At 49.6% G+C, this 19,083-nt stretch carries 15 protein-coding genes and 1 riboswitch; all 15 genes read left to right on the top strand.

The window, feature by feature from the left end; translation table 11 throughout:
- The first annotated feature begins 375 nt into the window (after positions 1-375).
- The 15 genes from JOD01_RS05365 to JOD01_RS05435 all read left to right on the top strand — a co-directional run bounded on the left by JOD01_RS05365 (position 376) and on the right by JOD01_RS05435 (position 19,046).
- Complete coding sequence (locus tag JOD01_RS05365) at positions 376-1,329, top strand: AAA family ATPase (protein WP_204517235.1); 954 nt, start codon at positions 376-378, stop codon at positions 1,327-1,329.
- 11 nt (positions 1,330-1,340) lie between these two features.
- Positions 1,341-2,576 carry a DUF58 domain-containing protein gene (locus JOD01_RS05370; protein ID WP_204517236.1) on the top strand — a complete coding sequence of 412 codons (1,236 nt, stop codon included), beginning with the start codon at positions 1,341-1,343 and terminating at the stop codon, positions 2,574-2,576.
- Positions 2,548-4,809: a DUF4129 domain-containing transglutaminase family protein gene (locus JOD01_RS05375; RefSeq protein ID WP_420829071.1), complete on the top strand. Its 2,262-nt coding sequence runs from the start codon at positions 2,548-2,550 to the stop codon at positions 4,807-4,809. Before JOD01_RS05370 ends, JOD01_RS05375 begins: the two co-directional genes overlap by 29 nt.
- A 23-nt stretch (positions 4,810-4,832) precedes the next feature.
- Positions 4,833-4,934, top strand: a riboswitch (purine riboswitch).
- A gap of 135 nt (positions 4,935-5,069) precedes the next feature.
- The gene (gene guaA / locus JOD01_RS05380; RefSeq protein WP_204517238.1) at positions 5,070-6,608 is read left to right on the top strand and encodes a glutamine-hydrolyzing GMP synthase; all 1,539 of its coding nucleotides are present in this window, start codon (positions 5,070-5,072) and stop codon (positions 6,606-6,608) included.
- A 292-nt stretch (positions 6,609-6,900) separates the two neighbouring features.
- Positions 6,901-8,271 (top strand): solute carrier family 23 protein, encoded by a 1,371-nt coding sequence (locus tag JOD01_RS05385; protein ID WP_204517239.1) that lies wholly within the window; start codon positions 6,901-6,903, stop codon positions 8,269-8,271.
- Positions 8,272-8,469: 198 nt separating this feature from the next.
- Positions 8,470-8,955 carry a 5-(carboxyamino)imidazole ribonucleotide mutase gene (gene purE / locus JOD01_RS05390; RefSeq protein ID WP_204517240.1) on the top strand — a complete coding sequence of 162 codons (486 nt, stop codon included), beginning with the start codon at positions 8,470-8,472 and terminating at the stop codon, positions 8,953-8,955.
- Positions 8,952-10,097 carry a 5-(carboxyamino)imidazole ribonucleotide synthase gene (gene purK / locus JOD01_RS05395; RefSeq protein ID WP_204517241.1) on the top strand — a complete coding sequence of 382 codons (1,146 nt, stop codon included), beginning with the start codon at positions 8,952-8,954 and terminating at the stop codon, positions 10,095-10,097. Before purE ends, purK begins: the two co-directional genes overlap by 4 nt.
- Before the next feature lie 3 nt (positions 10,098-10,100).
- On the top strand, positions 10,101-11,396 hold the full coding sequence (gene purB / locus JOD01_RS05400; RefSeq protein WP_204517242.1) for an adenylosuccinate lyase: 1,296 nt from the start codon (positions 10,101-10,103) through the stop codon (positions 11,394-11,396).
- Positions 11,397-11,615: 219 nt separating this feature from the next.
- A complete protein-coding gene (locus JOD01_RS05405) occupies positions 11,616-12,113 on the top strand; it encodes an RNA polymerase sigma factor (protein ID WP_204517243.1) in 498 nt (165 codons plus the stop codon).
- Between the two features lie 80 nt (positions 12,114-12,193).
- Positions 12,194-12,907: a response regulator gene (locus JOD01_RS05410; RefSeq protein WP_204517244.1), complete on the top strand. Its 714-nt coding sequence runs from the start codon at positions 12,194-12,196 to the stop codon at positions 12,905-12,907.
- Positions 12,888-14,393, top strand: coding sequence for an ABC transporter permease (locus tag JOD01_RS05415; protein ID WP_204517245.1), 1,506 nt, complete (start codon positions 12,888-12,890; stop codon positions 14,391-14,393). The genes JOD01_RS05410 and JOD01_RS05415 overlap by 20 nt, the downstream gene beginning before the upstream one ends.
- Before the next feature lie 185 nt (positions 14,394-14,578).
- A complete protein-coding gene (locus JOD01_RS05420) occupies positions 14,579-15,361 on the top strand; it encodes a gluconate 2-dehydrogenase subunit 3 family protein (protein WP_204517246.1) in 783 nt (260 codons plus the stop codon).
- A 17-nt stretch (positions 15,362-15,378) separates the two neighbouring features.
- Positions 15,379-17,091 carry a GMC family oxidoreductase gene (locus JOD01_RS05425; protein ID WP_204517247.1) on the top strand — a complete coding sequence of 571 codons (1,713 nt, stop codon included), beginning with the start codon at positions 15,379-15,381 and terminating at the stop codon, positions 17,089-17,091.
- A gap of 356 nt (positions 17,092-17,447) precedes the next feature.
- Positions 17,448-18,458: a LacI family DNA-binding transcriptional regulator gene (locus JOD01_RS05430; RefSeq protein ID WP_204517248.1), complete on the top strand. Its 1,011-nt coding sequence runs from the start codon at positions 17,448-17,450 to the stop codon at positions 18,456-18,458.
- A gap of 24 nt (positions 18,459-18,482) precedes the next feature.
- A complete protein-coding gene (locus tag JOD01_RS05435; protein ID WP_204517249.1) occupies positions 18,483-19,046 on the top strand; it encodes a GNAT family N-acetyltransferase in 564 nt (187 codons plus the stop codon).
- Positions 19,047-19,083 lie beyond the last annotated feature (37 nt).

Here is a 19,083-nt window from a genome sequence, read left to right on the forward strand (position 1 = left end):
TCTGGGGTTTTTGGTTTGGTCACCGAAAAACTTCTCCAAGTCGGGGTGAAGTCCTTTTTTTATGCTCAGAAAACCTTGTTGCTCAAGGGTTTAGATTTATGCAAATGGCTCATATATACAAAAGGTTTTCGAGCGATCGACCAAACAATACGGGAAATGTTCAAATTTTGAAAATATAACTGGATTTTCCCTTGTAACGGAGTGGCTGTTCCAGTACTTTAAAATTATCGAGCAAATTTTCGAATCCATTTTTCCGTTCGATGGCACATATATATGGGCTTACAATACAAGTTCAGCAAATCACTCCGTTTTGTTTATAAGTATCAAATTATACGAATAATAAGAAGAAACAAAAGATGAATAGGAGTTGTTGGCATGGCGATGGTGAAAGTGGATCATTCTCGGGAAGTGATTGAAAACCTGATCGATAATATTGAAAAAGTGCTAATCGGCAAGCGGCATGTCATTGAGATGAGCATTGTCGCTTTACTGGCCAGAGGTCATATTTTGCTGGAAGATGTCCCAGGGGTAGGAAAAACGATGCTGGTACGGTCACTAGCTCGCTCTATCGGAGGGGAGTTCAAACGGATTCAGTTCACTCCCGATTTATTGCCCACAGATGTGACAGGGGTATCCATTTTTAATCAACGGTCGCTGGAATTTGAATTCCGCCCGGGACCGATTTTTGCGCATGTCATCCTGGCTGACGAGATCAACCGAACGTCTCCGAAAACACAGTCAGCCTTGCTGGAAGCGATGGAGGAGCATTCTGTTACGATCGACGGGACTACTTATCCGTTAAATCAGCCGTTTTTCGTCATGGCTACACAAAATCCGCTTGAATATGAGGGGACGTTCCCGTTGCCGGAAGCGCAGTTGGACCGATTTTTGCTGCAGCTTCAATTAGGCTATCCCACGCCGGAACAGGAATTGACCATGCTGACCCGTTTATCAGGCCAGCATCCGATTGAATCGCTGGAACCGATTGTTTCCGTGGAGGAACTGATTCAGCTCCAGCAAACAGCGGCGCTGATTCAAGTCAGTGAAGGAATCAAGGAGTATGTGATCAGACTTTGCCAGCGCACCCGACAACACAGCAACGTCTATCTCGGGGTCAGCCCGCGCGGAACGTTTGCTTTGTATCGAGCGGCTCAGGCATTGGCTTTGGTACGTGGACGGGACTATGTCATTCCGGATGATGTAAAAGAGCTGACTCCGTTTATTTTCAAGCATCGGATCATTCTTAAACCGGAGGCACGACTGGACGGGATGACAACGGAACGCTTGGTTGAAGGGTTGCTGGCAGACACGCGTGTACCGATGAACTAGGCGGTGAAATGATGAGACAATTTAAATATGGCAAGACAAAAATCATTTTGCTGCTAGCGGTCACTTATGTTTTTGCGAAATTTCAGGGGGGATTTGCCAGCTGGTTTTTGTTTTACAGCAGCTTGTCGTTGTTCTGTTATGAGTCGCTTGCTTATGTTTTGGCTTTTCGGACATTGGAGGTAACCCGCACGATTGAACGAAATCGCTTGCGGGATGGCGATGATTTGACGGTGACCATCCGGTTGAAAAGGAAGATCTGGTTTCCGCTTGGCTGGAACGTTGTCATTGACCGTTTGCCCGAACGGTTGGCCGGTGTATATGAAGAACATCGCCACCTGCTGTTTCCCTGGTTTCGCCGGGAGATCGAGATTCGTTATCTGATTCCCAACGTTCCCCGCGGCTATTATCAACTGCGGGAATGTACGATTCTTGCCGGGGATTACTTTGGCTTTTTTCAACGAAGGAAATTGGTGAAAATCGACAATGACTTTCTCGTTTATCCGCAATTTCGCCAGATCGGTCATTGGCCGACAGAGGATGGCAAAATGAGCGGGCATATACACGTCTCGCATCGCCGTTCGGATGATGTCGCCTCCGTTCGCGGAATACGCGAATACCAGCGCGGTGATCGGTTGAGCCAAATCCACTGGCGAGCAACGGCCCGCGGCTTGGGCTTGAAGACGAAAGAATTTGAGCAGCAGGTGATGAATCAACTGGTCTTTTTCCTTGATGTGGAAAAGCGGACTTTTCCGGCGGCGACCGACCCAAACCGTTTATTTGAAGTGGCAGTGAAATTGACAGCGGGCCTGGTCGATTTCGCCAGCCGGCAAAATTATCATTATGGATTGATCTGTCAGCAGCAGGAAAAGACGATCATTCCTCCTGCCAATACGCAAACTCACTATTTCCGCATATTTGACCAGTTGGCCAGAGTGATGCCGACCGGGGAAGCCTCTTTTGCCCGATTGATCAGCAGCCAGTCGCTGGAGTTGGCTCATGGAGTCTCGCTCGTCGTAGTCACCGCCTCCTTGCAAAAACCGTTGATCAGCGCCTTGCTTGGCCTGGCTGCTAGTGGACGGAAAATCCAGTTGTTTTTGCTCCATGAGCAGCCAACGCTGGGGCAAGGGGAGAAAAAAATGCTGCAACTGTTGGAAGCAAGCAGAATCAGCTGTAAATCGCTTTATTACCGCGATTATGAACAACTGAGAAATGTGGGAGGTGCTCAATTTGGCGCGACCGTTTCTTAGACCGTTTCAACCATTGGAGTGGGCAGCCGCGTTTCTGTTTTTCTGGCTGCTCCGCGAATGGCTGCTTCCGCTGAACGCTTTAACCGATACGGGCGATCTTGGCGAGTTCCTGGTGCTCATCGCAGGGGTGCTGCTGCTTGATCTGCTGGTGCAATGGCGCTGGTTTACGGCTATTATCAAACTGCTCGGTATCTTTACCTTGCTCTACTACAATTATTTTGTCACACCGTTTTGGGAACTGGCCTGGTTGAAGGCGGTGGCGGCACGGCTGTCGCATGACTTGCCTTTTCTGTTTCAGATGCACTGGACGGAGATGAGCCTGATTTCCCGCAATCTGCTGTTTTATATTCTGCTGGCCGCGCTGGTTTCCTTGCTGGCCTTTCTCGTCTTGGGGCATAAACAGGGGCTATGGTTTGTCTTTTTGGAAGAAGCTTACCTGGCCACGCTGGATACTTTTATGCCATATGACGCGGATGGCTCGATCATGCGCACGCTTGTGCTCGGCTTTATGCTGATCGCGGTGCTTCATCTGCAATCGATGGGCAAATTGGCCGCGAGTTCCAAAAGCAAAAGCTTTCGTTTTTGGGGGGCATTGCTGGCTCCTTTGCTCATTATCGCGATCACGGTCGGCCTGGCTTATGCCGGTCCCAAGAAAGCGCCTAGTTGGCCGGATCCGGTTGCGTATTTCACCAAGCAACAGGCGGACAATACTGTCTATATGAGCAAGGTTGGCTACGACAACAATGACGAGCAACTGGGCGGACCGTTTATTCAGGATAACACCCCTGTGTTTACGGCGATCAGCAATGAGCGTACGTACTGGCGGGGCGATTCCAAGGATATGTATACCGGGAAAGGCTGGCAAAAAGCGGTTTCCGATCGGGAAGCGATTTTGAAGCCAAATGAATATACCTGGACGGATCAACTGTTTGAAAATATGGAGACGAAAGAAGTTCACGCCACGCTTGATTTTCATGGGGAGGCAAAATATTCGACGATTTTTTATCCCGGTCAACTGACCAAACTGGATCACTATACGCCGCAGCACGCGACGATTTTGTATGACCGGATCAGCCAATCGCTGGACATAAGGAACGGGACGGAAATGTACCGTATCCGTTCGCGAGAGCTGCGCGAACAACAGCGCCAGCAGCAAGTGGAAAAGCCCAGCGCTGTGCGGCTGAAATTGAACAATTACCGGCTGACGGCGGAAGTGCCGATTTTGAGCGAGAAAAACATGCTGGAGGCGGGGACCGACTATCCCGCATCGATCAAACAGCATTACTTGCAGCTGCCTGCCACTCTGCCGCCGCGCGTCAAACAACTCGCACAGCAGATCACGCAAAAAGCGAAAACTCCCTATGAAAAGGTGCAAGCGGTATCCACGTATTTGCGCAACAGCGGCAAGTATCGCTATGAAACGAAGGATGTGCCCATTCCCGAAGAAGGACAGGATTTTGTCGATCAGTTCTTGTTTGAAAGCTATCGCGGCTACTGCGATCATTTTTCCACCTCGATGGCAGTGATGCTGCGTACGATCGGGATTCCCGCCAGATGGGTAAAAGGCTTTGCGCCGGGAACAAGCGTGCAAACAGAAGGGGACGGCACAGAGATCATCGAGGTGCAGAATCGGGACGCGCATTCTTGGGTGGAAGTGTACTTTCCGAATTACGGCTGGATTCCGTTTGAAGCGACTGCCACCTTTAGTTCGCCGATCCGCATCAATCACGATCTGCAAAATGAGCAACAGCAGCAAAATTTGCCGGTGCCGCAATTGAATGACCAAGATCGAGACAGCGTAAGCAACGGTCGGCTGGAGGAGCTGGAAGCGATGACGGACACCGCCGCTTCTGGTCAAAGCCACTCCTGGCCGTTTATCGCGATCCCGCTTGTCGCGGCGATCGCCGGCGTCATTCTGCTCTGGATCAAACGGCGCCATTTGCTCGTTTGGTGGCTGAGACGACAGTTGAGCGAGTATCAGGAAGAGCAATTTACGCAAAAGTACCAGGTCTTGCTCAAAATGCTGGAACGGATTTTTTATACGCGCCATGAGGGAGAGACGTTGCGGGAATATGTAAACCGCTTGTCTGTTTCCGGCGAAAAGCGGCAAGATTTATGGTATTTGACGCAAATGTACGAGCGCGTGCAATATGGCACCAAACAAATGGAGGGCAAGGCAAGGGCCATTGCCAACAAAATCTTGGAACAATTATCGCAACAATTGAAACCTTGAACATTTACCCGCAGTCTGCTAGAATGACGATCAATAGATCATCTCGTATAATCTCAGGGATATGGCCTGTAAGTTTCTACCGTCTGACCGTAAATTGGACGACTACGAGGGGAGTGCTGCGGCTGGATGTACAAAAAGTACAAAGACGGGGACTCTGCCTCTCTTCCGGGAGTAGGCACCCTGTTTTTTTTTGGCTGAATGCCGTAAGGACGGATGATCCAATCTGAAAGCAAGGAAACGGAACAAGGAGGATTTATTCCATGGACAAGCCTTTGGAAATGGTCGTGGTCATTGATTTCGGAGGGCAGTACAATCAGTTGATCGCCCGCCGCGTCCGCGATTTGGGAGTATACAGCGAGTTGTTGCCGTACAACACTTCAGTCGACAAGATCAAGGAATTGCAGCCGAAAGGAATTATTTTCTCCGGCGGCCCTAACAGCGTATATGAAGAAGGAGCGCCTCACGTCGACCCGGCGATTTTTGAACTCGGAGTGCCGATTCTGGGAATTTGCTATGGAATGCAGCTGATGACCCATCTGCTGTCCGGCAAGGTTGAGCGGGCCGGGGTGCGCGAATACGGCAAAGCGGAAGTCCGTTTGCATCAACCGCACAGCCTTTATGAAAAGTGGAATGAAAACGAAGTGGTCTGGATGAGCCACTCCGACAAGGTGGTCGAGCTGCCGAGCGGATTCCAGATTGATGCGGTCAGCGACGCTTGTCCGATCGCCGCGATCAGCGACCAGGCGCGCAAATTTTACGGCGTTCAGTTTCACCCGGAAGTGCGGCATACGCAAAAAGGAAATGAATTTATCGCCAACTTCCTGTTTAATGTTTGCGGCTGCAGCGGCAACTGGAGCATGACCAGCTTTATTGAGGATGAAATCAAGCGTATCCGCGAGACAGTGGGCAACAAGCAAGTGCTCTGCGCGTTGAGCGGCGGCGTGGATTCCTCCGTGGTCGCGGCACTGATTCACCGGGCCATCGGCGATCAGCTGACGTGCATGTTTGTTGATCACGGTCTGCTGCGCAAAGGGGAAGCGGAAAGTGTAATGGAAACGTTTGTCGGCAAGTTCTCGATGAAGGTGATCAAGATCGATGCCCGCGAACGTTTTCTGAATAAACTGCGCGGTGTAACCGATCCGGAACAGAAACGGAAAATTATCGGCAACGAGTTTATTTATGTGTTCGATGAAGAAGCGGCGAAATTGACCGATATGGATTTCTTGGCACAAGGAACCTTATATACCGACATTGTAGAAAGCGGGACGGCAACCGCCCATACAATCAAATCGCACCACAACGTTGGCGGATTGCCGAAAGATATGCGTTTTACCTTGATTGAACCACTCAAGACGCTGTTCAAGGACGAAGTGCGCAAATTGGGCAAAGAGCTGGGCTTGCCGGATGAAATTGTCTGGCGTCAACCTTTCCCGGGACCAGGTCTGGGTATCCGCGTGCTTGGGGAAGTAACGGAAGAAAAATTAACGATTGTTCGTGAATCCGATGCGATTTTGCGGGATGAGATCGCCAAGGCCGGTTTGGACAAGGAGATCTGGCAATATTTCACCGCGTTGCCGGAGATGAAAAGCGTCGGGGTGATGGGGGATGTCCGGACGTATTCTTATACCGTCGGCATTCGCGCAGTAACTTCCATTGACGGAATGACCGCGGATTGGGCGCGAATCCCGTGGGAGGTATTGGAGAAGATCTCCACACGGATTGTCAATGAAGTGGAAAATGTCAACCGCGTTGTTTATGATATTACCTCCAAGCCGCCGGCAACGATTGAGTGGGAATAGAATAAGCGAATATTAAACATCAGGATATTGTAAATTGTTCGTGTTTTTCATTGACAGCTGATAAATGTATTGGTACACTTCTCATTGTGAATAGTAAAGAGGATTGAAGGTTCGTATGATCTCAAGAATACGCTTGAGAGGAGCAGGTTGGCTGCGGACAGAAACCACAATGGGACGTTTCATGCATTTATCTTATCAATATCCCCGGGTGTTTTCTGTTGGGTCGAGCTGATCTCCTGCGCTCGACCTTTTTTCTTTTTTACGGAAAAGCAAAAATGGAGGGAAGGACCAGGTGCGTAAATATTTTGAGTTTGACAAGTTGGGCACCAACTATCGGCGGGAAATCATCGCCGGCATTACGACGTTTCTTGCCATGGCTTACATTTTGGCAGTAAATCCGTTTGTACTGAGCGGAGCCGATTTGCCAGCTGGCGTTAAAGCCAATTATCCGCCGTTTGATGCGGTCTTTACTGCAACAGCACTGGCGGCAGCAATCGGGACATTGGTGATGGCTTTTGTCGGGCGATTGCCGATCGCGCAAGCGCCGGGAATGGGTCTTAATGCATTTTTTACTTACACGGTTGTCTTGACGCTGGGGATTCCTTGGCAACAGGCGTTGGCCGGCGTTTTTGTCTCCTGTACGATCTTCTTGATTTTGTCCTTGACAGGTGTTCGCGAAAAAATCATCAATTCGATCCCGCAAAGCTTAAAATATGCCACTTCTGCAGGAATCGGACTGTTTATCGCCTTTATCGGTTTGAAGAATGCCGGGATTGTTGTCGCTGATCCGGCCACGTTTGTCGCTTTGGGCCATCTTTCTTTCCATCAAGGGATGGAACCGGAACAAATTCTTGCGGCAAAAAATGCGCTGCTTGCCGTTTTTGGCATCGTCGTCACAGCGATCTTGATTTCTCGCAAAGTCAATGCCGCTGTCTTTATCGGCATGGTGATAACGGCGATTGTCGGAATGATCTTCGGCTTGGTGGATCTGCCGAAACAAGTATTTTCCGCACCGCCAAGTCTCGCTCCGACGTTTGGCGCAGCGTTTCCTTACCTGGCTGATTGGTCCACCCTGTTCAGCAGCAAAATGCTGATCGTCATCTTTACATTCCTGTTTGTTGATTTCTTTGATGCTACCGGTACACTGGTGGGCGTGGCCAGCCAGGCAGGTTTGCTGAAAGACGGCAAACTGCCTCAAGCGGGACGGGCGCTGGCTTCCGATGCGATCGCCGGTTTGGCGGGCTCGATACTTGGCACATCAACCACCACCAGTTACGTGGAGTCGACGGCAGGGGTAGCAGCGGGCGGCCGCAGCGGTTTTACGTCCGTGGTCACAGGGATTCTCTTCCTGGTCGCATTGTTTTTCTCACCGCTGCTTACCGTGGTCACGTCTGCGGTGACCGCACCGGCGTTGATCATCGTCGGGGTGCTGATGGCTTCCAATCTGGCGCGAATTGCTTGGGATGAAATGGAAGTGGCTTTGCCTGCATTTCTGACGGTCTTGATGATGCCGCTCACTTACAGCATCGCTTCCGGAATTGCCACCGGCTTTATCGTTTATCCGATCACCATGATCTTCAAAGGAAAAGCAAAAGAAGTACATCCAGTTATGTATGTCCTGTTCTTTATCTTTTTGATCTACTTTATCTGGCTGCGCGAATAGGCAACTGCGATTGCGCGATTGGTCAAACGCTTCCGTTGAAAAATACGGAGGCGTTTTTTTGTTGGGATAAATACCGAATAATACTTTCTATTTCGAACAGATTGTTCGGAAACAGCGTTGACAGTCGCTTCTGCTGCTTGTTACACTACGGAGGGACTCATTTTTTTATGAATTACAAAAGAAGGGGGTAAAATCTACATGACGAAACCCTTGGTTGGGGTAATCATGGGCAGTACCTCTGATTGGGAAACGATGCAGGAGGCGTGCTCGATCCTTGATGAACTGCAAGTTCCTTATGAAAAAAAGGTCGTCTCCGCTCACCGCACGCCGGATTTGATGTTTGAATATGCAGCGTCGGCGAAAGAGCGCGGGTTGGAAGTGATTATCGCTGGGGCAGGGGGCGCCGCTCATCTGCCGGGCATGGTTGCGGCAAAAACAGAGCTGCCGGTCATCGGTGTTCCGGTTAAATCAGCGGCATTGAATGGGCTGGATTCCCTGCTCTCGATCGTGCAAATGCCGGGGGGAGTGCCTGTGGCGACCGTTGCGATCGGCAAAGCCGGAGCGATCAATGCCGGACTGCTTGCCGCCCAAATTTTGGGGATTAAATATCCTGATATACAACAGCGTTTTACCGCAAGACGCGAGGCAGTGAAACAAACAGTGCTGGAGGCGGGCGAACTGTGAACGGGAGAAGCAAAGTAACCAAACCGGGTTCCACGATCGGCATTTTGGGCGGCGGACAGTTGGGCCGAATGATCGCGCTGGCAGGGCGGGCAATGGGATACCGCTTTGTTACGCTTGACCCGACCGCTGATTCACCTTGTGGACAAGTATCCGATCAGCAGATTGTCACCAGGTATGATGATGTGCAGGGGGCGCTGCGCCTGGCGGAGCTGAGTGATGTCATCACATATGAATTTGAAAATGTCGACGCCGAGGTGGCCGCAGTGCTCGAAGCCGAATCATTTGTGCCTCAAGGCAGCCAGTTGCTGCGCATTACGCAAAACCGGATCAAGGAAAAAACAGCGATTCAGTCATTGGGCATTCCGGTCGCTCCGTTTCGCGTTATCGCCAGTCAGGACGAGTTGGCCCAAGCGATTGCCGAGCTCGGTTTGCCGGCCGTCTTGAAAACAGCAACGGGCGGCTACGACGGAAAAGGCCAGTACGTTTTGCGAGAATCGCATCAGGTTGCCGAGGCGTATGAATTGCTGGCTGCCAGTGGAGCAGAGCTGATTGTAGAGCAATTCGTGCCGTTCGTCATGGAATTGTCCGTAATTGCCTCACGCAGTGTTTCCGGGGAAATGGCTACGTTTCCTGCTGCTGAAAACATCCATCGCGGAAATATTCTTCATATGTCCATCGTTCCGGCGCGAACATCCGCGGAAGTTTTGCAACGGGCGGCAAAAATCGCCGGTGAAATAGCCGAAAAACTGAATGTGGTCGGATTGATTGCCGTGGAGATGTTTCTAACCGCTGACGGAACGATTTATGTCAATGAACTGGCACCGCGTCCGCATAACTCTGGCCATTATACGATGGACGCTTGTGTCACTTCGCAATTTGAGCAGCATGTGCGAGCGATTTGCGATCTTCCGCTTGGTTCAACCAAGCTGCTGTCTCCTGTCGTTATGGTCAATATTTTGGGGGAGCAGCTTGAAGCGGTTCTGGCAAACGTGGCAAATCTGCCGGCTTCTGGTAAACTTCACTTATATGGAAAAGATGAAGCAAAGGCTAAACGAAAAATGGGACATTTCAATGTACTGGCCGATTCTGTCGAAGATGCGCTGGCGGCCATTTCTGCTTTGCAAATTTGGGAGGAGGATTAATCGATGATCGAACGGTATTCGCGGCCGGAAATGCGGGCTATCTGGACCGAAGAAAATAAATTCAAGGCATGGCTGGAAGTGGAGATTTTGGCCTGTGAAGCATGGTCGAAACTGGGGGTAATTCCGGCCGAGGACGTCCAGAAACTGCGGGAAAAGGCCAGTTTTCAAATAGAGCGCATTTATGAAATTGAAGCGGAGACGAGACATGATGTGGTTGCCTTTACCCGCGCCGTGTCGGAGTCATTGGGCGAAGAGAAGAAATGGGTGCATTATGGCTTGACGTCAACCGACGTAGTCGATACCGCGCTGTCCTATTTGCTGCTGCAGGCAAACCGTATTTTGGAAAAAGATTTGGAGGACTTCATCGCCATTCTCGCCGACAAAGCGCGTGAATATAAAGATACGGTGATGATGGGGCGTACGCATGGCGTTCATGCCGAGCCAACCACGTTTGGTTTGAAACTGGCGCTCTGGCACGAAGAAATGAAGCGCAACCTGAAACGTTTCCGCCAGGCGAAGGAAGAAGTCGCTTACGGCAAAATCTCCGGCGCGGTGGGGACGTATGCCAATATCGATCCGTTTGTTGAAAAATACGTCTGCGAACAGTTGGGCTTGCAACCTGCTCCCATCTCGACGCAAACGCTGCAGCGTGACCGTCATGCCGAATATATGGCCACACTCGCCTTGATCGCAACTTCGCTGGACAAGTTTGCGACCGAAATTCGCGGTCTGCAAAAAAGCGAAATCCGTGAAGTGGAGGAACCTTTCGCCAAAGGGCAAAAAGGTTCATCGGCCATGCCGCACAAACGCAATCCGATCGGCTGCGAAAATATTTCTGGTCTGTCCCGCGTCATCCGCGGACATATGCTGTCTGCGTACGAAAATGTTCCACTGTGGCATGAGCGGGATATTTCCCACTCATCCGTAGAACGGGTTATTTTGCCTGACGCAACGCAATTGCTGAACTATATGCTGCGCCGCTTTATGAATATCGTCAAAAATTTGACGGTCTTCCCGGAAAATATGAAACGCAATATGGATCGCACTTTTGGTTTGATCTACTCGCAACAAGTCCTGTTGAAACTGATTGACAAAGGATTAAGCCGGGAGCAGGCGTATGACACCGTACAGCCAAGAGCGATGCAGGCTTGGGAGGAACAACGCTCTTTCCGAGAAATCATCGGGCAAGACGAGACGGTAAAAAGATTGTTGACAGTAGAAGAACTTGATGACTGCTTCGATTACCGCTACCATTTAAAACATGTCGATATGATCTTTGAACGGTTAGGCTTGCTGTAAACCGCTTGTTGACAACAAAACAGGATTGACTGCGAAAAAATAGAGGGATCTTTCCCTCTATTTTTTTGCTAAAATAAGTAAGATACATGTGCAATCGCCTGAGAGCTTGCCGGAAACGAGAAAAGAAACCTTACAATCCTGTAAGGATGCTGAAATATAACTCGCTGGCTTCATACGGGTTTTTCCATTAAAATGGGAAAAAAACAAGGGAGCAGGAAAATGAGTTTAACGCTTCACTACGAGCAGATCTACGCCGCGTATTCGGCGCGTGTTTACCGCTACTTTGCCAACCGGGTCGGCAATCGCTGGGATGCCGAGGATTTGACGACCGCTGTTTTTGTGAAGGTATTTGCCAAACTGGATCAATATAACCGGGAGAATCCTTTTGGAGCCTGGTTGTTTCGGATTGCGCACAATACATTTATTGACTATTTGCGCCGAAAAAAAGAGATTCCCGCCAAAGAGGAATCTTTCGGACGAATTGCTGAGGAGGAGCAGCATCAACCGGAGCAGCGGCTGTTGGAAAAGGAACAATCCGCCCGGCTATGGGAGCTGGTTTCCGCTTTGTCGGAGGATACCCGGCAGGTGCTAGCCTTACGTTACCAGCAAGGACTGAAGCTGGCAGAAATCGCCGAAATATTGGGGAAAAGCCATTCTGCGGTCAAATTGCTCCATTATCGGGCGATGAAAAAATTACAAACGATGATTACGAACTGAAGCGGGATGGCCGAACGGGAACCATCCCTTTTTTGATAGAGCGGGGGAAGAGGAAATGAACAGGGAAGGAGATGGTGAGAGTGGCGACCATCATGATTGTCGAAGATGACAGCAAAATCGTCCAATTGCTGCGGGAACAGCTGGAAAAATACGGGTACCGCACTGTCCAGGTGATCCGATTTGATCAAGTGCTGAATGAGGTGAAAGCAACCCGCCCCGAGCTGGTATTGCTCGATGTTAACCTGCCGAAATACGATGGCTTTTATTGGTGCAGGCAGATACGGACGGTTTCCAATTGCCCGATCGTGGTCATTTCCGCGCGGGAAAGCAAGATGGATCAGGTGATGGCTCTGGAAAATGGAGCCGATGACTATGTGACGAAGCCGTTTGACTATGATATCCTCCTGGCGAAAATCAACAGTCAGCTTCGCCGCGCCTATGGGCAATATTCGTTCATCGACAAGGAACGCAAGGTTGAAGTGGCCGGATTGGTCCTCTTTCCCGAACGCATGGAGCTGGTGTTTGGGCAGAGTAAAGTGGAAGTCAGCAAGAAAGAGGCGCTGCTGCTGGAAGTGCTGCTAAGCCAGTATCCCCGGGTGGCAAGCCGGGAGCGGCTGCTGGAAAAGCTTTGGGACGAACAGTTTGTCGATGAAAATACCTTAAATGTATATATCACTCGCGTTCGCAACAAGTTGAAAGAGCTTTCGCTGGAGGGGGTCATTGAGACCGTACGCGGTTCCGGTTACCGATTGAAGGCGGTTTGGAGGGACCCGGATGAAACTGTTTCTTCGTGATCAGCTCGGCTTTATGGCCTTATTTCTTCTGCAACTGTTTTTGTTTTTGTTTATTTTTTGGCTGGATGGTTACTGGCATCTCTCGATTGTGTGCTATACGGCTTTTTTGGCGCTGTTTTTTTGCGGCGCTTTCTTCGTGATCCGCTATTTGCGCCACCGCGAACTTTACCGGCGGCTAAGCCGCCCAGCTCAGTCGCTTGAGGAGCTGATGCAGCCGTTGGGAGATGCGCCGCTCTTGGCAGCGGTATTAGCGATCACAGCGGAGGGGGCCTATGTACCCCTGTTGCTGTTTCCGGTTTGCACGCTTGTCATCGTGGGCACTTATTTTCTGTTTACCCAGGTCAGCGTGTATGCGATTCGCTTGTTAAAGCGGAATCGCGCTCTGTTTTGGCGGCGCACCCATTTGATCACATTGTCTGATTTGGCATATCGAATGAAGGACAATGCCCGGATGTTCTTTCTGGTCAGTATCGTCTCCACCGTGGCTTTTTGTGCAATCGGCACTTTGGCCTGTTATGCGATTTCCATCAAAACTTCGGCTGAGCAGATGGTACCATTTGCGTTCTCCTATTCTTCCCTTAAAGGAAATCCTTGGGAAGCGGCCCATCTGAGCGAAATTGAAAATGGTTTGCGGCAAAGAGGTTTTGCTTTTACGCGATATACGGCAACGCTTCGGATGCAGGAGATTGAGGGGGGAGAAGCGTCCGCATCGTTCGTCAAACTCTCTGATTATTTGCAAGCGGCGAATGCGGCGCCCAGCGTCCTTCCGACCCGGTTGGGGCCAGTGGAAACGATTCGCCTAAGCAATGCGATCGGCGGAGATGAACCGAATCAGCTCACCTTATCGGACGGAAGCCAATTGATGGTAATCGGTAAAGAACGGAATATTTACCAAGTGGGCGCTTTTGGCTCGGCGACTTATCTAGTCAGCGATGAAGCCTATCATCGGCTTGCTGCCGATCGCGAGCGAGTGTTTGTCGGTTACGAGACAGACAACTGGCCGGAGACGCTGGAGTTGGAAAAGCAAATGGAAACCTTGATTCGGCCGAGTGAGGAATATCAGATAGACTTTGACTCGCGAGCGGGGACATATTACCCAATGAAGCAAATGGCCAACATGATGCTGTTTGTCGGCGTCTTGTTTTTTGTGGCGGCGAGCAGTTTTCTCTACTTCCGGCTGTTTACCGATTTGCCAAATGACCAACGACAATACAGCGCGATCACGAAATTGGGCCTGACGGAAAAGGAGCTGTCGCGGATCGTTTCCACCCAGATTGCTTTGCTGTTTTTCATTCCCATCCTGGTGGCGGTCATTCATAGTGCGGTCGCCTTTGTTTCCTTGCAGAACATGCTGCAGCTTCTGGGGGTAACTTCTATCTTCCAGCCGGCGGCAATGGTGCTGGCCAGTTTTCTCGTTGTGCAAATCATCTATTTTTGGCTGATTCGCTCCAGATATTTACAGCATTTGAAGCAGGCAATTCGCTAACGGAGTAACACCTTTTAATCCCAAAGAAAAGAGTTTGACAAACTTTCAACTTTGGGAATAATATTTTAATGTTGTTAAATTAGACTGATCTATTAGATCGATCTAATGACAGTTTTATAGAGCTGTGTTTTGTAGAGCTATATAGACAGATATTATTTTTGAATCGGGAAGAGGGAGGAACTGCTGTGGGAGACGAAAAACAAGCAAAAAGCAATTCTCGACGTGAATTTCTCAAAAATTCTGGTCTCGCAATAGGAGGCCTCGTTGTTGGCGGGGTTGTCGGCGGTGCCTTGATGGGCAAGAACGGGCAGCAACCGGCTGTCCAGGAGCATGAGCATGCTGCCGCAACAACTGCGGAAAACTACAATCAAGCGTTAATGTTCTTTAACCAGGAACAATTCAAAATCGCTGAAGCGGCTGCGGAAGTGATTTTTCCAAAAACGGAATCCGGCCCTGGCGCAAAAGAATTGTTGGTTGCCTACTACATGGACCATCAATTGGGCGGAGCATACGGCCTGAATACGAAAGAATATATGAGCGGTCCGTTCTATTTTGCGGAAGCCGTGCCCGAACAAGGGTACCAAACCCACTTGAACAGGCAGCAAATCTTTTTGTTGGGATTGGAAGCGTTGAATGCGGAAGCGGCCAAGCGTTTTTCCACGAAAGAAAAAGCGGATGTAAAGTTTTACGATTTGACCGAAGAACAACAAATCGAAATTTTGAAAGATGTGGAAGATGACAAAGTCAAATTGAACGGCGCGGCGAATGCCAGCATGTTTTTTGATTTGCTGAAAGGGCTGACAATGGAAGGTGTCTATGCCGACCCAATGTATGGCGGCAATAAGGATATGGCAGGCTGGAAAATGAAAAACTTCCCTGGCCACCAAATGAACTATACGAAAGTTGTCACCAGCAAAGAGTTTGTCAAAATGGACCCGCAAAGTTTGCATTCGCAACATAAACAATAATTTGGGGAGATGTTACCATGGCTAAAACACTGCCAAAAGTAGATATCGTTACGGTCGGCGTTGGCTGGGTTGGCGGTATTATCGCCGCTGAATTGACCAAAAAAGGTTATAAAGTGGTCGGGATCGAACGCGGAAGAGAACGTTCCACCTCTGACTACTTCTTCGGACATGACGAATTGCGCTATTCGGAAAGATATGAATTGATGACCGATATTTCCAAAGATACGGTCAGTATCCGTCACAACATGAAGCAAAGAGCGTTGCCGATGCGTGAGTGGGGTTCTTTCCTGATCGGCGATGGAGTGGGTGGTTCTGCCAACCACTGGAGCGGTTCGGTTACTCGCTTTTTGCCGTATGACTTTGAAATCTATTCGCAAACCGTTGACCGTTATGGCAAAGCGAAAATTCCGCAAGACATGACCGTGCAAGACTGGGGTATTACTTATGAGGAATTAGAAAAATATTACCAAATGTGGGAAGCAACTTCCGGGATTTCCGGGGAAGAAAATCCGCATCCAGGTTTGCCGAAGTTCAAATGGCCAACCAAACCGATGATGATGACGCCGATTATGGAACTGTTCAAAAAAGCGGCGCTTGATTTGAAAATGCACCCATACATTTCCGGTTCGGCCAACTTGTCGGAAATCTACACCAATCCTGATGGAATGACGATCAATGCATGCCAATACTGCGGATTCTGTGAACGATTCGGTTGCGAATACGGCGCAAAATCCGATCCTACGATTACGGTTGTCCCTGTCGCGAAGAAAACCGGAAACTACGAAATCAGAACCCACAGTGTTGTTCGCCGCGTCCTGCACAAAGACGGCAAAGCAACGGGCGTGTCTTATATCAACACGTTGACTGGCGAAGAATTTATCCAACCAGCGGAAGTTGTTGTGCTGAGTGCGTGGACATTCGGGAACGTGAAAATCTTGCTCAATTCCAAACTCGGCCGTCCTTATGATCCGACTACCGGCCAAGGTGTTATCGGGAAAAACTACACTTATCAATCGACCGCCGGTAAATCAACAGCTTTCTTTGATCAACAGTTCAATCTGTATGCCGGTACCGGTGCGCTGGCCATGGCTGCTGACGACTTCAATGGCGATTTGTTCGACCATAGTGAACTTAATTTTATTCACGGCGGACAAATTAAGCTGAGTGCAAAAGGCGACTTGCCAATCAAAACGAACAATGTTCCTGACGGCACACCTGGTTGGGGCAGAGAATTCAAAGAAAAATCTTTGGAGTACACCAACAAATCGATTGCCATTGGCGCATCGGCTTCCTGTATGCCAAACCGCTACAACTATCTCGATTTGGACCCAACCTATCGCGATGCGTATGGTGATCCAATCTTGCGCATGACTTTCAACTGGACCGATCAGGATCGAAACTTGGTCAAATTCCTCGGTGAAAAAACAGCGGCTGTTGCCAAACAAATGGGAGCGAAAGAAGTCAAACAAGGTGGTAAACTGAAAGATTACGATTCCACCAGTTATCAATCGACGCACAACGTTGGCGGCGCGATCATGGGTGCTGATCCGGAAACAAGTGCGTTGAACAATTACTTGCAAATGTGGGATTGCGAAAACGTCTTCGTTCCTGGAGCAAATGCGTTCCCTCACAACTCCGCTACCAACCCTACCGGTACTGTAGCCGCTTTGGCTTATCGTGCTGCTGAGGGGATTGAAAAGTATTTGAAAACAGGCGGTCCTTTGGTATAACATCGGTTGAACGGCATTTGCTTCAATGAAGCAGCCATCTGATTGTCAATCTGTTAGTTCTGTGCATGATGCCTTCGTCATGAACTTGTTCCTTTCTTCTATTATGTTAAGTGCGTACTGCCATACGTACTTGCTCAGCATGGTTTTTAGCCAGACCTTCTGCTGAGAGGAAATACGATCAACATTTGTCCATAGATGAGCCAAACGGGAAGCGACTTCTTGTTTGGCTTTTTTTTCGGCAAAAATCCTGATGATTTGACAAAACCGGTGTTGGGTTTATACTTGTAAGAAATGTAAAAACTATGGTTCCGAGCAGCAGAGAAGTACGATAAGTAGCAAGTGGGTGAGATGGACGGATGCCAAAAAAACGATCGCGAGTCACCTTGCAGGATGTTGCCAACCATGCAGGGGTGTCGCGGGCGACAGCTTCATTGATTGTACGGGGAGCGAATAACGTTTCGGAAACGACCCGTCAAAAAGTATTAAAATCGATAGAGGAACTCGGCTATGTCTACGACAGAACAGCCGCCAATCTGCGGTCCAATCAATCGAACACGGTCGCTTTGATCATCACCGATATCGGCAATCCTTACTTTTCGCAATTACTGATTGGCGTTCACCGCGCCTTGGACAAGGAAGGATATAACGTCATTCTGGGAACAACCCAGGATTCTTTGGAAAAGCAGGAAATGCTTCTATCTACGATGCTGGAGTATCGGATCGCCGGGATTATTATCAGTCCGGTGCTGGAAAGCTCGGAGAAGACGCTCGCATTGCTCCAGCGGTTTCATATTCCGATCGTGCTGGCGACGCGAAGAATCGCCAATCACGGATATGATTATGTAGGGATTGATTACTTGGAAGGGGCGAAAATCGCGGTCAAGCATTTGCTCGACAAAGGTCATCGGCGGATCGCCTATATTGGCGGGCCAACCGCAGCTTCTTCCTGGTGGGAGCGAAGAGAGGGCTATTGCCAGGCTCTGGACGAAGCGGGCATTGAATTTGACGAACAGTTGGTCAAAGAAGGACCGGCTTCGGCCGCAGGCGGTTATCAACTGATCCGTGACATGCTTGAATTGCCTAATCCGCCTACTGCCGTTTTTTGTTATAACGATTTGGTCGCTTTTGGTGTGATGACACGCTTGCGGGAGGTCGGCTTGACTCCGGGGGCCGAATTTCCGGTTGTCGGATTTGACAATATTCCTGAATCGTCGATGATTCCGCCGGGATTAACGACAGTTTCCGGTTTTCCGCGTTTGATCGGTACTTATGCAGCCGAACTTTTGCATCAGAGAATTCATGGTTTACAGGATGAACCGAAGCGAGTGATTTTCCACCCGGAACTGATCGTACGCGGTTCCGGATAGGGAACAGTAAGAGAGGAAACGGATATGTGCATCAGACAGGCAAAAAAAGAAGATGCGGCAGCAGCGGCACTGCTGCTTGCGGAAGTGCTGGAGCATATCGGCACGACACTTGCAGGAACGGCTGAGCCAGTGGAAAAACAGCAAATTTTGCAGTCCTTTTTTACTGCAGAACGAAACCGGCTCAGCTACCGGCAGACTGATGTAAAAGTGCAAGGGGACAAAGTGGTCGGGATGGTCGTCTCGTATCACGGCAGTGAAGCGGAAATGCTCGATCAGCCGATTGTGGAGCGCTTGCGACGGTTGAAGCAGGATTCCGCCATCACGATCGATCGGGAAGCCGATCTCGATGATTATTACATTGATGCGCTTTGTGTCGACCGCAATGTCCGCGGTCAAGGGATCGGTTCGCAATTGATCCGGGCGGTTGAGGAGAAAGCGAGGCAACGCGGATTTGAAACGATTGCCCTGAATGTGGAGCATGGAAACATCCGGGCCTATCAATTGTATCAAAAGCTGGGGTATCGTACGCGAAAAGACAAGGTAATCAGCGGGGGGAAATACCATTACATGGTGAAAAACCTCTTGTAAGCCGGATGAATTTGAAAGAGAGCACTCATATATGGGT

Source organism: Brevibacillus fulvus (genome assembly GCF_016908525.1).
Lineage (GTDB): Bacteria > Bacillota > Bacilli > Brevibacillales > Brevibacillaceae > Brevibacillus_G > Brevibacillus_G fulvus.

Excerpts from the sequence above, each read along its gene's own strand:
- guaA (WP_204517238.1), top strand. The coding sequence starts at position 5,070 with ATGGACAAGCCTTTGGAAATGGTCGTGGTCATTGATTTCGGAGGGCAG.
- JOD01_RS05425 (WP_204517247.1), top strand. The coding sequence starts at position 15,379 with ATGGCTAAAACACTGCCAAAAGTAGATATCGTTACGGTCGGCGTTGGC.
- JOD01_RS05415 (WP_204517245.1), top strand. The coding sequence starts at position 12,888 with ATGAAACTGTTTCTTCGTGATCAGCTCGGCTTTATGGCCTTATTTCTT.
- JOD01_RS05430 (WP_204517248.1), top strand. The coding sequence starts at position 17,448 with ATGCCAAAAAAACGATCGCGAGTCACCTTGCAGGATGTTGCCAACCAT.
- JOD01_RS05365 (WP_204517235.1), top strand. The coding sequence starts at position 376 with ATGGCGATGGTGAAAGTGGATCATTCTCGGGAAGTGATTGAAAACCTG.
- JOD01_RS05370 (WP_204517236.1), top strand. The coding sequence starts at position 1,341 with ATGAGACAATTTAAATATGGCAAGACAAAAATCATTTTGCTGCTAGCG.
- JOD01_RS05435 (WP_204517249.1), top strand. The coding sequence starts at position 18,483 with ATGTGCATCAGACAGGCAAAAAAAGAAGATGCGGCAGCAGCGGCACTG.
- purB (WP_204517242.1), top strand. The coding sequence starts at position 10,101 with ATGATCGAACGGTATTCGCGGCCGGAAATGCGGGCTATCTGGACCGAA.
- JOD01_RS05405 (WP_204517243.1), top strand. The coding sequence starts at position 11,616 with ATGAGTTTAACGCTTCACTACGAGCAGATCTACGCCGCGTATTCGGCG.
- purE (WP_204517240.1), top strand. The coding sequence starts at position 8,470 with ATGACGAAACCCTTGGTTGGGGTAATCATGGGCAGTACCTCTGATTGG.